12 protein-coding genes are annotated in these 12,093 nt (G+C 66.6%); 1 reads left to right on the top strand and 11 read right to left on the bottom strand.

Annotation, left to right across the window (positions count from 1 at the left end):
• Positions 1-325 precede the first annotated feature (325 nt).
• From rnfB to WKB25_RS18170, 9 genes are all read right to left on the bottom strand, one after another.
• Positions 326-739 (bottom strand): Rnf electron transport complex subunit RnfB, encoded by a 414-nt coding sequence (gene rnfB, locus WKB25_RS18130; protein ID WP_340572143.1) that lies wholly within the window; start codon positions 737-739, stop codon positions 326-328.
• A gap of 24 nt (positions 740-763) precedes the next feature.
• Positions 764-1,354, bottom strand: coding sequence for an HAD family hydrolase (locus WKB25_RS18135; protein WP_340572192.1), 591 nt, complete (start codon positions 1,352-1,354; stop codon positions 764-766).
• Between the two features lie 76 nt (positions 1,355-1,430).
• Positions 1,431-3,509 (bottom strand): methionine--tRNA ligase, encoded by a 2,079-nt coding sequence (gene metG, locus WKB25_RS18140; protein WP_340572145.1) that lies wholly within the window; start codon positions 3,507-3,509, stop codon positions 1,431-1,433.
• A gap of 102 nt (positions 3,510-3,611) precedes the next feature.
• A complete protein-coding gene (locus WKB25_RS18145; RefSeq protein WP_340572147.1) occupies positions 3,612-4,055 on the bottom strand; it encodes a DUF2147 domain-containing protein in 444 nt (147 codons plus the stop codon).
• Positions 4,056-4,450: 395 nt separating this feature from the next.
• The gene (locus WKB25_RS18150) at positions 4,451-4,855 is read right to left on the bottom strand and encodes a VOC family protein (protein ID WP_340572148.1); all 405 of its coding nucleotides are present in this window, start codon (positions 4,853-4,855) and stop codon (positions 4,451-4,453) included.
• Entirely contained in the window at positions 4,852-5,922 is a 1,071-nt protein-coding gene (locus WKB25_RS18155; protein ID WP_340572150.1) for a serine hydrolase domain-containing protein, read from the bottom strand. Before WKB25_RS18155 ends, WKB25_RS18150 begins: the two co-directional genes overlap by 4 nt.
• A gap of 16 nt (positions 5,923-5,938) precedes the next feature.
• Entirely contained in the window at positions 5,939-7,882 is a 1,944-nt protein-coding gene (locus WKB25_RS18160; protein WP_340572152.1) for a DUF885 family protein, read from the bottom strand.
• A 96-nt stretch (positions 7,883-7,978) separates the two neighbouring features.
• Positions 7,979-8,764, bottom strand: coding sequence for a queuosine precursor transporter (locus WKB25_RS18165; protein ID WP_089236384.1), 786 nt, complete (start codon positions 8,762-8,764; stop codon positions 7,979-7,981).
• Positions 8,761-9,444, bottom strand: a complete 684-nt coding sequence (locus WKB25_RS18170; RefSeq protein ID WP_340572154.1) for a DUF502 domain-containing protein — start codon at positions 9,442-9,444, stop codon at positions 8,761-8,763. The genes WKB25_RS18165 and WKB25_RS18170 overlap by 4 nt, the downstream gene beginning before the upstream one ends.
• 84 nt (positions 9,445-9,528) lie before the next feature.
• On the opposite strand from WKB25_RS18170, the gene WKB25_RS18175 reads away from it, so the two are divergent.
• Positions 9,529-10,800: a hypothetical protein gene (locus WKB25_RS18175; protein WP_340572156.1), complete on the top strand. Its 1,272-nt coding sequence runs from the start codon at positions 9,529-9,531 to the stop codon at positions 10,798-10,800.
• Between the two features lie 7 nt (positions 10,801-10,807).
• Here WKB25_RS18175 and WKB25_RS18180 read toward each other — a convergent pair whose 3' ends face one another.
• Both WKB25_RS18180 and WKB25_RS18185 read right to left on the bottom strand, forming a co-directional pair.
• Positions 10,808-11,527 (bottom strand): hypothetical protein, encoded by a 720-nt coding sequence (locus WKB25_RS18180; protein WP_340572157.1) that lies wholly within the window; start codon positions 11,525-11,527, stop codon positions 10,808-10,810.
• Positions 11,528-11,580: 53 nt separating this feature from the next.
• Positions 11,581-12,033, bottom strand: coding sequence for a DUF4442 domain-containing protein (locus WKB25_RS18185; protein ID WP_340572158.1), 453 nt, complete (start codon positions 12,031-12,033; stop codon positions 11,581-11,583).
• Positions 12,034-12,093 lie beyond the last annotated feature (60 nt).

Genomic DNA, 12,093 nt, shown 5'->3' on the forward strand with positions numbered 1-12,093 from the left:
GCGACATGCATCGTGATTCGATAGTTGCCAGTGCACACAGGGCAGGTCGTTTGCGACGAAGGTCCATGACGTCGGACAGATAGTGCGGACCAAGGTCCGCACCCACCAAAAGCCGGGCCACACCATTCAAATACCAAACCCACGCTTCAAATACCAAACCCACGCTCCTGCTTCTGCAATTGACGTTGCAGTTGCAGTTGCAGTTGCAGTCGCGCTTGCCCCCGCCCACCAGCCCAGACCATGAAACCCAGCCAGCCGACGGCTCTTGCCGTTGCCGTTGCTGTTGCTCTCAGCGCAGCGCGACGCCGCCGCGTCGCAAAAAAACCTACACCAACACCAGCTCGATGCAATCCACCGGACACGGCGGAATACACAACTCGCAGCCGGTGCACAGATCGGCGATCACCGTGTGCATGTACTTGGCGCCGCCGACGATCGCATCCACCGGACACGCCTGTATGCACTTCGTGCAGCCGATGCAGTCAGCCTCCACGATCAACGCCACCTGCGGCGCCTTGTACTCGCCACGGCTGCGATCGAACGGCAGCGCCGGCACGCCCAGCACCTGCGCCAACGCCCGCGCCCCGGCATCACCGCCCGGCGGACAACGATCCACGCCCACCTCGCCACGGGCCATCGCCTGCGCATACGGGCGGCAGCCGTCGTAGCCGCATTGCCCGCATTGAGTCTGCGGCAGCAAGCGGTCCAGGCGTTCGGTCAGGGGCGGAATCAGGCTCATGCGTGGCGAAGGCTGCGCGTGTGGTTACTTCAGGGGTTTGCCGCGGTACCAGCGCTCGTGGGCCAGCGCCAGCATCGGCCGATCCTCGGCGCTGTCACCGTAAGCATGGATGCGTGTGTAGCGGGACAGATCGAACTGGCGACGGATGTGCTCGACCTTGCGCGGGCCACAATCGCCGCCGGCGTAGCGGCCGGTCAGGCGTCCGCTTTCGCTTTCCAGTCGATTGCAGATCAGCTGCAGGCCCAGTTGTTCGCACCACGGCCGCAGGTACAGATCCAGTGAACCGGATACCACCACTACGGTGTGCTGCTGCGCCTTGTGCCAGCGGATCTGCTCCAGCATTTCCGGACGCACGACATCGGGCAGGAACTCGCGGGAAAAGCCCGCTGCCAGCGTCTCGACGTCATCGGCATGGCGCTCGCTGAAGGTCAACCGGGTCACCCGTGCGCGGATGCGCTCGGCGGAGATCAGTTTCAGCTTGTACGCCAGCAGCCACGGGCCGACTTTCCACCACGCCTGTGCCAGCTGTTCGGCGGTGGCGACCCGGCGCAGGAAGCGGCCATAGGTGTCGCAGGTGGTAACGGTGTGGTCGAAGTCGAACAGCGCCAGTTCCAACGCAGCATCTCCCATCACGGTACCTCCCTTCGCGGTGCTCATGATCGGGCGCGGCCGGGGCCGCGCCCGTGTTGCATCAACGCACCGGCATGCCCGGCTGCGCGCCGCTGTCGGCGTCCAGCAGCGCCAGCGCGCCGCCATCGAAACCGGCCGACAGGATCATGCCTTCGCTCAGGCCGAAGCGCATCTTGCGCGGGGCCAGGTTGGCGATGAACACCACGTTGCGGCCGACCAGCGCTTCCGGCTCGCCGTAGCTTGCACGGATGCCGGAGAAGATCTGGCGCTTGCCGAGTTCGCCCGCATCCAGTTCGAAACGCAGCAGCTTGTCCGAGCCGTCCACGAACTCGCACACCAGCACCTTGCCGATACGCAGGTCGAGCTTGGCGAAGTCGTCGATGCCGATGTAGGCCGGCGCGTCAGCGCTGGTTGCTTCGTCCTTGGCCACCACCGGTGCGGCAGGCTTTGCGGCTTCCACCTTCGCTGCGGGGGCTGCAGCGGTAGCGGTCAGGGTGTCCTTGGAGGCGTCGATCATGGCGTCAATCTTCTTCGGGTCGATACGGGTGAACAGCGGGGTGTATTCGGTGATGCGGTGGCCCAGCAGCGGCTGTGCCAGCTCGGTCCAGTCATTGACCGGTGCAGCCAGGAAGGCCTCGGCCTGCGCGGCGGTGGCCGGCAGCACCGGCTTCAAGGCGGTGACCAGCACGCGGAACAGGTTCAGGCCCTGGCTGCAGACCGCCTGCAGCTGTGCGTCGGCGCCTTCCTGCTTGGCGATCACCCACGGCTTGACGTCGTCGATGTAGCGGTTGGCTTCGTCGGCCAGGGTCATGGTCAGGCGGATCGCCGCGGCCGGGTCATTGCGCTCATACGCCTCGCGGATCGGCGCCAGACCATCGACGAAGCGCTGGTACTGCGCCGCGTCGGGCAGCTGCGCGGCCAACTGGCCATCGAAGCGCTTGCTGATGAAACCGGCGCAGCGGCTGGCGAGGTTGACGAACTTGCCGACCAGATCGGCGTTGACGCGGGCGATGAAGTCGCCCAGGTTCAGGTCGAGGTCGTCGACGCCGCCACCGGACTTGGCGGCGAAGTAGTAACGCAGCGCTTCCGGTTCAAGACCGGCATCCAGGAAGGTACGTGCCATCACGAAGGTACCGCGTGACTTGCTCATCTTCGCGCCATCGACGGTCAGGTAGCCGTTGACGTGCAGGCGGGTCGGCGCGCGGTGGCCGGTGCCGTGCAGCACCGCCGGCCAGAACAGGCCGTGGAAATTGACGATGTCCTTGCCGAGGAAATGATGCAGTTCGGTGCTGGTGCCGGCACGCAGGTGCGCTTCGAAATCCTCGCCGATCTTGCCGCACAACGTCTGGAAGCTGGACAGGTAGCCGATCGGCGCGTCCAGCCAGACGTAGAAGTACTTGCCCGGCTGGCCGGGAATCTCGAAACCGAAATACGGCGCATCGCGCGAGATGTCCCACGCACGCAGGCCACCTTCGGCATTGAGCCATTCACCGAGCTTGGCCTTCACGCCGGGCAGGGCGACATCGCCGGCCAGCCAGTCGCGCAGGAAGCCGTCGAAGTGGCCGACCTCGAAGAAGAAGTGCTCCGAATCGCGCATTTCCGGGGTCGCACCGGAGATCACCGAGCGCGGTTCCTTCAGGTCGGTCGGCGCATAGGTGGCGCCGCAGACTTCGCAGTTGTCGCCGTACTGGTCGGCGCTGCCGCAGTTCGGGCAGATGCCCTTGACGTAGCGGTCGGGCAGGAACATGCCCTTGGCCGGGTCGTAGAACTGCGCCACCGAACGGCGGCTGATGTGGCCGGCCGCTTCCAGCTTCAGGTAGAACGCCTCGGTCAGCGCCTTGTTGGCGGCCGAATTGGTCGAGTCGTAGTGGTCGAAGGCGACGCCAAAGGCGGCGAAATCGCGTTCGTGACTGGCCTGGATGTTGGCGATGAAGGCTTCCGGGGTGACCCCGGCCTTCTCCGCAGCCAGCATGATCGGCGTGCCGTGGGTATCGTCGGCGCACACGAACCAGGCCTTGCCGCCGCTCATTCGACGCGCACGCACCCAGATGTCAGCCTGGATGTAGCCGACCAGGTGGCCCAGGTGCAGCGGGCCGTTGGCGTAGGGCAGGGCGGTGGTGACGAGCGCGGTACGGGTCATGGTCACGGGGTGCAGCCAGGGGGAACCGGGGATTATCGCATGCCCGCAATGAGGTGACCCGGCCGAGGCCGGGTCACGGGAACAAGGCGGGGGCCGGGGCGCTTATTCGCGCTGCCAGGTCTGCGCGCGGCAGATGAAGGCGATGCAGCCGGACACGTCCAGCTTGGTGCCGCCGGGCTGCAGTTCCATCTTCGACCGGTAGGTCTTGCCGTTGGCCGGGTCGAGGATGGTGCCACCGGACCACTTGTTGGCGCCGTCGGCCTTCAGGTTCCAGAGAATGGTCATGCCCTTCACCGGCTTGTTCTTGTTGGCGCCCTCGCAACCATCGCAGACCGGGTTCGGGCCCTTGTCCGAGTGCAGGATCTCGACCACCTTGCCGGACAGCGTGCCGTTGGCGGCCTGGCTGATCTCGACGATCGACTTTACCTTGCCGGTCTTGTCGTCGATGGTCTTCCAGCGGCCGGCGGCACTGTCGGCGGCCTGCGCGGAGAGCGCGGCCAGGCACAGCGGCAGCGCCAGCAGCAGGGTCTTGAAGGTCTTGCGCATGGTCCCCTCCCAGGGTTCATTCCGGCACGGTGCCGGTACGGGTCGACTGTATACCCATTCGGCGGGGTATGGGGAAGAGGGGCTCGGCCGGGCTGCGCCCGGCACCCGCAGAGGCAACGACCGGAGCAACGGCAAAAGCGGGCGTTCCGTGGGATGGCGGGGTGGCTCCGGTGGCGGGGGACGCCGTGAACCCATCCCTGAAGTGACCCCCGCAACCGGACCCACCTCGCCTTCGACAGGTTCCCGCAATCTGTCGGAATGGCATGGCCTGCTGTTGGTAGGTGTCGACCTTGGTCGACACACAGCATGGATGAACATCTGTCGGTGGATGAATCTCTGTCGATTGCGAGTAGATCCACGCCATGCGTGGATGAATCTCCTCGATTGAAAAACGCTCAACCGACCTCGTACAACTCCAGCGGCAGGTCGTCTGGGTCGGCGAAGAAGGTGAAGCGGCGGCCGGTGTATTCGTCCACGCGGATCGGTTCGTAGGCTACGCCGTGGCTGGCCAGGCGTTCGATGAACGGCTCGAGGGCGGCTACCCGGAACGCGAGGTGGCGCAGGCCCTGGGCTTCGGGGCGGCTGGGCCGTGCGGGCGGCGAGGGGAAGGAGAACAGTTCCAGTTGGCCGCCATCGGGCAGGGCCAGGTCCAGCTTCCACGAGTCGCGTGCGGCGCGGTGGTTCTCGGCCAATATTCGCAGGCCCAGCACACGTACGTAGAAGTCTTTCGAGCGCGCGTAGTCGCTGCAGATCAGTGCGGCATGGTGGATGCCCAGCAGGCCGGTGGTTTCAGGGGTCATTGCAGGGTGTCCAGCCAGCGCTGGGCGATCTTCAGCGCCAGCGGATAGGGTTCGGGGGCGTTGCGGTTGCTCAGCACGATCACGGTCAGGTGTTTGTCCGGGTAGCGCAGGATCACGTTGCGGAAGCCGATGCTTTCGCCGCTGTGCCACTGCATGCGGCCGTTCAAGCGCCAGCCGAAGCCGTAGTACGGCACGTCCGCTTCGGTGGTGGTGGTGGACGGGTTGAACATCGCCTTGCGAGATGCGGCTGACAGCAGCCGATCGTCGTACAGGGCGGCGTCCCAGCGGGCCAGGTCATCCAGCGAAGCGTAGATGCCACCGTCGCCGAGCACGGCGCTGGTGGTGCTCTGGTCGGTGCGTTGCCAGCGGCCGTCAACCTCGCTGTAGCCATAGGCACGCTGCGCCACCACGTCGACACCGTCCTGGTGGGCGACGGTATGCGCCATGCCCAATGGCCGGAAGATGCGCTGCTGCAGGAAGCTGGCAAAGTCGGTGCCGGCGGCACGAGCGACGATCAGCGCCAGCAATGCGTAGCCGCTGTTGCTGTAGCGGTACTGCGTACCGGGCGCGAAGGCGAGCCGATCTTCGCGGGCGAGCAGGGCCAGCACATCAGCGTCCTGCACCTGCCGGATGTCGGCAGGGTCCATCAGGTCTTCGTAGTTCAGCAGGCCGCTGGTGTGCGACAGCAACTGCCTCAAGGTGATGGTGGTAGCGGCGGGCGGCAGTTCCGGCAGCCAGCGCTGCGCCGGCTGGTCCAGCGCGAGGCGGCCGTCCTCGACCAGCAACAGCACGGCGGCGGCAGTGAACTGCTTGCTGACCGAGGCCAGGCGGAAATTGCTGGCCGGCGTCACTGCGCTGCCATCTTCGACCACAGCCAACCCGTAGCCGCGGCGGAATACCGGTTGCCCGTCGTGCAGCACCAGCACGGCCGCGCCCGGCACCTGGCCGTCATAGGCCTGCATCAGTCCATCGATGCCTGCATCAGGCGGCACCACCGGTGCCGCCGCCAGCGTGATCGACGGCAGCAGGGTGAGAACGGTGGCACACAGCAGGGCGGCAGGGCGCATGGCAGCTCCGTGACGGTCAGGGCGCGGGTGCAGGCGTGGCAGCAGCTGGCTGGGCCAGCCAGCGTTCGATCTTGTGGTCCAGCACATCCAGTGGCATCGAACCGTCCTTCAGCACTTCGGCATGGAAGCGACGCAGGTCGAACGCTGCGCCCTGGCGCGCCTTGGCCTTGTCGCGCAGGGCGATGATCGTGGTCAGGCCCGCCACGTTGGACAGCGCCTGGCCAGGCTGGGCCATGATCCGTTCCACTTCCGCATTGGCATCGTCAGCGCTCATGTCGACGGTCTTCTGCAGATAGGTCACGGCCTGCTGCTTGCTCCAACCCTGCGCATGCACGCCGGTATCGGCGACCACGCGCGCGGCGCGCAACAGGCGCGAATACAGATAGCCGATGCGGTCGTACGGATCGGTGTACACGCCGAGCTCGTCGCCCAGGGTTTCCGCGTACAGGCCCCAGCCTTCGACGAAGGCGAGGTCACCGCCGAGGCGGCGGAAGCGCGGCAGCTTGGTCAGTTCCTGCTGCAGGCCCAACTGCACATGGTGGCCGGGAATGGCTTCGTGCAGGTACTGCACCGGCACGTTCCAGCGCTTGCGGCTTGGCAGGTCACGAGTGTTGACGAACAGCACGCCGGGTTGTCCCGGCGGCGACGGCTGGTAGGAGGCGGCGGCGGCGGTCATGGCACGCTCCGGTTCCACTGCATGGATCTGCAGCGGCGCCTTCGGCAGGGTGTCCAGCACCTGCGGCAGGCGTGCATCGACCTGCTGCTGCACCTGCCGGTAGCGGTTGAGCAGCGCGTTGGCGTCGCTGTACTGGAACTGGCGGTCGTTGCGCATGCTGCGCAGCAGCTTGGCCTGCGAACTGCGCAGCTTGCCGTCGCGCATCACCGTGGTGATCTGCGCCTGCAGCTCCTGTACACGCTGCTCGCCCAGCGCATGCAGCTGCGCGGCGGTCTGCTGGCTGGCGGTGGTCTGCACGATCAGGTTGGCGTACCAGGCCTGACCATCGGGCAGGGCACCAAGGCCGCTGCTGCTGCGCGTGGCAGGCAGGTATTCGGTGGCGATGAAGCCACGCAGGGCGCGGTAGGCCGGCATGATGCGCAGTTCGATCATGCGCTTGTACTCGGCGCTGATGCGCGCCTTGTCTTCGGCGGAAATGGACTCGGGCATGGTCCGGATCGGCGACCAGAAGATGCTCTCTTCGGCGGTCGGCTTGATCACCGCATCCAGCTGCGGCAGTACTTTTTCCATCAGGTCGCGCGGCTGCACGACGCCGGCCTTCATGCCCTGGCGCATGTTGGCGATGGCCTGGTCGAACAGATCGGGAATGCCCAGCGAGCGGCGCGACCAGGTGTCGTAGTCCTTGGCCGTGTTGAACGGCTGCGCGCCCGCACCGGCGCCGAGGATGGCCATGATGCTGCCGACGTTGTAGTACTGGCTGATCGGCATCATCCAGCTCGGATAACGCTCGGCGGCCAGCGAGGCACGGGCATCACGCACGAAGATCTCGTAGCTGAGCAGGTCCTGCCCCTGCAGGCCGTCGCTGCCGATCTTCTCGACCTTGCCCAGCCATTCGGTGGTGAAGTCGTGCGATTGCTGGCGCCAGGCGGCGGACAGGATGTTGGGCAATTGGTCGTTGTAGCGCGGTTCGCCCTGGAAGGTGGCCTGCAGCGGGTTCAACCGCATGGAGGCATCCCAGTATTCGTCGTACAAGCGCTCCAGCTGCACCTGCTTGGGCACTGCGCGGGCAGGCGCGACCGGACGCGGCGCGGCGCGGCGCGCCGAACTGCCGCGGGCCGGCGGGGTGGCCCGTGTGCCGGTGCGGGCCTTCGGCTTGGCCGCCTGGCGGGTCTGCGCGGCGGCGGGGCGGCTGCCCTTCTTCTTCGCTGCTTCGGCCGGTGGAACGGCGCTGAACAGGAACAACGCGGCGATGGCGGCGGCCAGGACGCGGGGGGAATACGGCATCAAGAAGCTTCCGTGGAACACAGACCGTGGAGCTTGCACGATCCGCGCGCGTACGGCCAGCGTGAGGGCGCAGTCAGCTTGCGCGCCGCTGGGGCTTCAGTCAGCCGCGGCCGCAGCGCGCAGGTCGGCGGCGCGCTGCTCGCCCAGATAGCGGGTGATTGCACGCCGCATCAGGTACAGCAACGGAATCAGGGCGATCGCAAAGCCCATCTTGTAGACATAGTTGACACTGCTGACCGCCAGGAACAGCGATGTCGGCCAGTGCTGCGGGCCGAGCACGAAGGCGATCCAGATCACCACGAAGCTGTCCACCAGCTGCGAGACCGCGGTGGAACCCGTTGCACGCAGCCATACATGGCGCTCGCCGGTGGCTTGGCGGATGCGATGGAACACCGCCACGTCGATCAACTGGCCGAACAGGAACGCCACCAGCGAACCGGCGATGGTCCACATGCCCTGTCCGAACACCGCCGCGAACGCGGCCTGGTAATCGGGCACGCCGTGGGCATCCATCGAGGTCACCCACCAGCTGGCCGGCGCCAGCGAGATCGCAGCGAAGGCGAACAGGAAACCGTAGGCGATCAGCACCACCGCCAGCCACGAGATGAAACGCACCCCGCGTTTGCCGAAGAATTCGTTGATGGTGTCGGTCATGATGAACACCACCGGCCACAGCAGGGTGCCGGCGGTGAAGCTCAACGAGCCGGTCTGACCGAACAGGTTCCAGTTCAGCGGGTCGATGCCGAGGGTGTCTTCCAGGGCGAAGATCTTCACCCCGATCAGTTCGGCCAGTACGGCGTTGCCACAGAAGAACGCGGCCAGCACGATGAACAGCAGGACCGCGCGGTCCTGCAGCGGGCGCGCGTGCGACGCCTCGCTCATTCGGAACGATCGCCAGCGCGGGTGAACGGAACGCTGGAGGGCGCCACTGCACCGCCGGAAATGATGAAGCTCATCGCCTGGTCCACCGTCCAGTCGGTCGGGGTGAGCAGCTCGACGGGCACGATCTCCAAATAGCCCGAGGTCGGGTTCGGCGTGGTCGGCACATAGACGGCCGCCAGTTCGCGGTCGGTGCCCTGTTCCTTGATGACCCGGGTGACCAGGCCCACCGACTTCATGTCACGGTGCGGGAAGTCGATCAGCACCACGCGCTGGGTGCTGCCTGGCTCGGTCTGCAGCATGTCCAGCAGCTTCTTGGCGCTGTCATAGATGATGCTGGCCAGCGGAATGCGCTTGATGACTGCGCCGACCCAGCGCAGCAGGCGCTGGCCGACCACGCGGCGGCTGGCCACGCCCACCGCCAGGATCACCAGCAGAGTGGCCAGCAGGGCAATGGTGTTCTGGATCCATTCGGCGCGGACCCAGCCGAGGTAATGCGGGAAGCTGGTCGCGATCTGTTCGGACAGCGGCACCACCAGCGGGCTGGAGATGCCCGACAGCAGCACGAACACGAACTTGACCACCACCCAGGTCAGCCAGATCGGCAACAGGGTCAGCAGGCCGGTCAGGAACAGGCGCTGCAGGGAGGGGCGGGGAACCAGGGCGGGGGCATCGAGCGACATGCGCGCATTGTAGCGGTCGCGGCCGCTCGTTTACGCTGCCCGTTGGCGGCGCTGGCCAGGCAGGGAAGGGATGCTGTGTTGAGGATGCTGCGGTGGTTGGGCTGGGCAATGCTGGGTCTGCTGGTGATCGCCATCGCGGCATGGCTGCTGTCGAGGTTCTGGCCGTTGTCGGCCGCGCAGCGGGAGGACGTCCGCCTGCTTGAAGCCGCCCATCGAAGCGCGGGCAGGAATGGCTTCGCTTTGCTGTGGACGCTGCCCTTCGATGGGCTGGACCAGGCCCAGCGTGAGGCGGCATTGGCCGACGATCTGCAACGCTGGCAGACCACACCCACGCAGGCGTCGCACGCGTCGGTGCTGGCCGCCAGGCACGCACCGTTGAATCCGGGCCGGGCAGGTCGCTGTGCCGTCGGGCCGGTCGGCTGCCTGGCACAGGTACGCGCTGATCCGCAGCGCTTCGTTGACGCCCACGCCGGGCATGCCGGCCTGCACGAGCGACTGGCCCGGATGGCGGACTACGATCGCTTCGATTCCCCGTTCAGGCCCAGCGGAAGCGAGCCCCTGCCTCTGCCGGCCTACGCGCCGCTGCTGGATGGGGCAAGTGCACAGGCGTTGGCCTACCTGCAGGGCGATGTTGCCGGTGCCGTCGAGGGCAGCTGCAGCGCGGTGCGGTTTGGTCGGCGGATGATGCGGACCGGCAGCACGCTGGTGGATAGCATGATGGGCGCCGCCGTGGTGCGGACCCATGCCGCGTTGCTGGGCGAGATGCTGGTCGAGCAATCACCGGAGTACGTGCTGCCTGCTTCCTGCGAGGCGGCGCTGCAGCCGTTGGACGCCGACGAACAGAGCCTGTGCCAGGCAATGCAGGGCGAATTTGCGATGAACAAGGTGGCGGTGGAAGCGTCCACGCAGACAGCAGGCAGCCGTCTGCTGCTGGATCGCGACCACACCCTGGCCCGGATCGCCGGCACTTTCGGCTGGGCATGCCGGCCTGCTGCAGCCACGGCGCTGGCGGCCGACGTCCCGCTTCCTGTGTCGCCACCACTCGGATGGGATGTGCGCTGCATCGCCAATCCGCTGGGATGCACAGTGAGCGCCATCGCCGGGCCGTCCTATGCGCCGTACGCGGCGCGCAGCCAGGATACGGCGGCGATGATCCGCCTGCTCGGCGCGCAGCGCTGGCTGCGGCAGCAGCCCGGGCCCGCCGACGAGGCGCTGGCGCGGTTGCCGGCGCAATGGCGTTCGGACGCCCGTACGCCCGAGGTATCTGCCGATGGCCGCTACCTGCAGGTGCTGCGGCGCGGACGTGCGCGCGAAGGCGAAGGCCCGTATCTGTCAATGCCGTTGCGGGTTGATTGACCCGCGCTCAGCCGCCGTCGCCGAGCGGATTGAACGCCCAGCCATCGCCGACGCTGTCCAGTGTCCAGCGTCTGCGGTCACCCAGGGTCTGCCAGCGCACCTGTTCCTTGTCGTCCTGCATGCTGCCTTCGGTCAGCTTCACCTTGCCGGTGGAGAAGTTCACGCTGAGGCCTTCGGTCTGCCCGGAATTGCGCATCATCGAGTCGCGGTCGTAGCCGATCAGCGCGAAGGCGCCTTCCTGCCAGCGGAACGTGAAGGTGGTGGTGCTCGTCGACCAGCTGCCCGCGCTGGAGAACGAGTACAGCCCCACCCGCAGTGCGCCGCGCTGGATCGACACGCCGGTGCCTTCGGCGAGCACATCGCTGAGCACAGGCGAGTCCGGCCGCGGAATGAGGGTGTGGTTCTGCGCGGCCAGCAGGTAACCGGACGGCCGCGCGAAGGCGATGGCGAGGATGCGCGGGTTGCTGTCATACGGCGAAGGGCCAAACCCATCGTGCTCGATGATGTTGCGCGGGTCCTGCTGGCGCAGCACCAGCGCAAGGTCTGCGCGCCCGTCCTGCTCGAGGTCGCCTTCGATCCTGTATTCCAGCGTCCAGCCGGCAGGTACGAAGCCCTCGGCCGTGGCGGCGTGCGCGGGCACGGCGGGATAGCGCACCGGCGGTACATCCAGTGCAGTGGCGGCAAAGGGCAGGGCGGTCAGTGCCGCAGCAAAGAAGAAAAGGCGCATTGCAGCCTCCATGGCAGGGCTGCAGAGGATAGCCGCGCGTCAGCCGGCCTGCTTTATCGTGCGTGTGGCTTCAGGCGCACATAGACCTGCTTGCGTACCTGCGCGACGACCTCGCCAGCTTCGTCGACCACATCGTTGCTGAACCAGCGCAGCACTTTTTCGCCACCGGCCGCCGCCGTGCGCAGTTCATCCAGCAGTGCATCGTCGATGCGGAAAGACGTGCGCACCGTTCCACGACCGGGCTTGAGGAAATCGATTGCACCGGCGCGGTCCCAGACGTAGTAATCACGACCCAGCGTGTGCATCAAACCCAGCATCCAGAACGGATCGGTCATCGCAAACAGGCTGCCGCCGAAGTGGGTGCCGACGTAGTTGCGGTTCCAGGGGCGCAGGCGCAGTTCCACGTCGATCTGCCGGTAGTCCGGGGTGATCCGGGTGGCATGGATGCCGGTGAACAGGAATGGTGGCCACAGGTTGATGCCGAAGCGGAACGTGCTGGCTTTCATGCGGGAACCGGGCAGAGGCGGGGCTCCCAGTCTAACCATTCGCATGCGTATGTTGTAGCC

It is taken from the genome of Stenotrophomonas sp. G106K1, from assembly GCF_037969685.1.
Classification (GTDB): Bacteria; Pseudomonadota; Gammaproteobacteria; order Xanthomonadales; family Xanthomonadaceae; genus Stenotrophomonas; species Stenotrophomonas lactitubi.

Coding starts and splice junctions, on each gene's coding strand:
- rnfB (WP_340572143.1), bottom strand. CDS start 739: ATGAGCCTGATTCCGCCCCTGACCGAACGCCTGGACCGCTTGCTGCCG.
- metG (WP_340572145.1), bottom strand. CDS start 3,509: ATGACCCGTACCGCGCTCGTCACCACCGCCCTGCCCTACGCCAACGGC.
- WKB25_RS18145 (WP_340572147.1), bottom strand. CDS start 4,055: ATGCGCAAGACCTTCAAGACCCTGCTGCTGGCGCTGCCGCTGTGCCTG.
- WKB25_RS18150 (WP_340572148.1), bottom strand. CDS start 4,855: ATGACCCCTGAAACCACCGGCCTGCTGGGCATCCACCATGCCGCACTG.
- WKB25_RS18155 (WP_340572150.1), bottom strand. CDS start 5,922: ATGCGCCCTGCCGCCCTGCTGTGTGCCACCGTTCTCACCCTGCTGCCG.
- WKB25_RS18160 (WP_340572152.1), bottom strand. CDS start 7,882: ATGCCGTATTCCCCCCGCGTCCTGGCCGCCGCCATCGCCGCGTTGTTC.
- WKB25_RS18165 (WP_089236384.1), bottom strand. CDS start 8,764: ATGAGCGAGGCGTCGCACGCGCGCCCGCTGCAGGACCGCGCGGTCCTG.
- WKB25_RS18170 (WP_340572154.1), bottom strand. CDS start 9,444: ATGTCGCTCGATGCCCCCGCCCTGGTTCCCCGCCCCTCCCTGCAGCGC.
- WKB25_RS18175 (WP_340572156.1), top strand. CDS start 9,529: ATGCTGCGGTGGTTGGGCTGGGCAATGCTGGGTCTGCTGGTGATCGCC.
- WKB25_RS18180 (WP_340572157.1), bottom strand. CDS start 11,527: ATGCGCCTTTTCTTCTTTGCTGCGGCACTGACCGCCCTGCCCTTTGCC.
- WKB25_RS18185 (WP_340572158.1), bottom strand. CDS start 12,033: ATGAAAGCCAGCACGTTCCGCTTCGGCATCAACCTGTGGCCACCATTC.